This is a genomic window from Barnesiella sp. CU968 (assembly GCF_905219685.1).
Classification (GTDB): domain Bacteria; phylum Bacteroidota; class Bacteroidia; order Bacteroidales; family Muribaculaceae; genus Lepagella; species Lepagella muris_A.
On the sequence record NZ_CAJMXD010000530.1, the window covers coordinates 1 to 1,583 of the forward strand.

Annotated in this window: 1 protein-coding gene and 1 pseudogene; both read right to left on the bottom strand. The window is 50.1% G+C overall.

Annotated elements, in window-relative coordinates; all coding sequences use genetic code 11:
* Positions 1-74: 74 nt before the first annotated feature.
* On the bottom strand, positions 75-1,214 hold the full coding sequence (locus tag JX312_RS13410) for a DUF4861 domain-containing protein (protein WP_204458417.1): 1,140 nt from the start codon (positions 1,212-1,214) through the stop codon (positions 75-77).
* A gap of 98 nt (positions 1,215-1,312) precedes the next feature.
* A pseudogene (locus tag JX312_RS13415) lies at positions 1,313-1,583 on the bottom strand (hypothetical protein); the annotation flags it as partial.

Here is a 1,583-nt window from a genome sequence, read left to right on the forward strand (position 1 = left end):
ATTACATAAACACAAAAGAGGCGGGATTCATGAATCCCGCCTCTTTTGTGTTTATGTCCGCATGGACTTGTTTTCTATTTTACATAGACGCGAAGAGGATTCTTCAGGCGTTCGAGGTAATTGCCGAGATATGAGTCCCAGGTTTCTTTGTCGGGCATTCCCCCTTTGCTCCAGCCGGAACCCCAGTAATAGGTGAAATTATGGCTGTCTGTATATGGTGCGGGAGCAAGAATGTGACCGGCGGCGTCTCCCGTAGGTTCGGTGAGCCGCCTGTATTCCGTATTCCTACTTTCGGGACTCACCACACCCACAAAAATCACGCCGTTGCCGTTTGCTGAGTTTTCCGTGGAATCCGCATACGACATATATCCGTTGGCAAGGGTATAGCCTTCGGGATTCTGGCGGTGTATCACGATTCCGGGAGCCACGCATACGTCGTGACGGAGTCCGGTGTAAGTTACGGAGGTGCGGTTAAGCCATGACCCTTTGTCAAGAGAAATCATTCTTTCCTCGATCACTGCCGAGTCTCCATCGACACTCAGCGGTGCGTAACGGAGACTGACTGTGAACCGCAGCGGACCGTTGTCGAGAATCTCATAGCTTTCGTAACAATAAGGATATACGATATTTCCGGCAGAGTCAAGCAATGCCGCAGTTCCCCCGCCAAGAGTAGGACCGACCGCATATACGTCCATGCCTTCGCCGTGATCCACATGGAAAGATATTTTTTTGTTTATGTCGAGGTCGAAACGTTTTTCAAGCACGCGGTGGGGCACGGATTTTGTCCATATGTCATAACCGAAAGCTCGTTCTCCCGACTGTTGCAGCGCGGGTCCGTATGCCCTATATGCGCTGCGGTCGTTCTCCCACGCCATGTCATCCTTGCGTTCCGGAAACTGTCTGCCCCACGCGATGGTGTCGACAGGTGCCGGTGTGCCCGGCATGACAGTGTATATTGTCTTATCCGAGGCTTTGACGGATGCGGGGAATATAATACGGTNGTCGTAAGTAAGCTGATAGGGAATTTCCCTGCCTTCGGCATCGGTGATTATGAATTCTCCTGCTTTGGCTATGGTTATCGAGTCTGCGCATATCTCTGTNATTTCATCGGTGCGGTCGAAAGTGGCAGGGTTGTTGACAACGATTTCCTGTCTTCTCTGAGAGCACGAGCACAAAAGGAATAGCGTCGCTATTGCGATTGATATATTTTTCATTGTTGTTGGTATGGTTTATGTGGCGAATGCGATTGTTTCCAAACTAAAGGGACGACAGCGCGAGCCGGCGTCCCTTTGAATGTTGGGTCATATGTGTTTTAGAGTATTACCTTGCGAGCCTTTGTGCCCTGACGCATGATGTAGATTCCTTTGTCGGGATTGTTGACTTTCACACCCTGGAGATTGTAATATTCAACGGGAGCGTCGCTGTTGTCAGCCTCAACGATGTCGTTTATGCCGGATTCCGTGTCATCGGCTACCACGAGGTTTCCATCTTTGGCAGTAAGTTTCAGACCTTCGTTGGCAAGGGTGAAGTATGCAGGATTGTCACAACCCTCTACAACTTTAGTGTCAACTGCGGGAGATGCA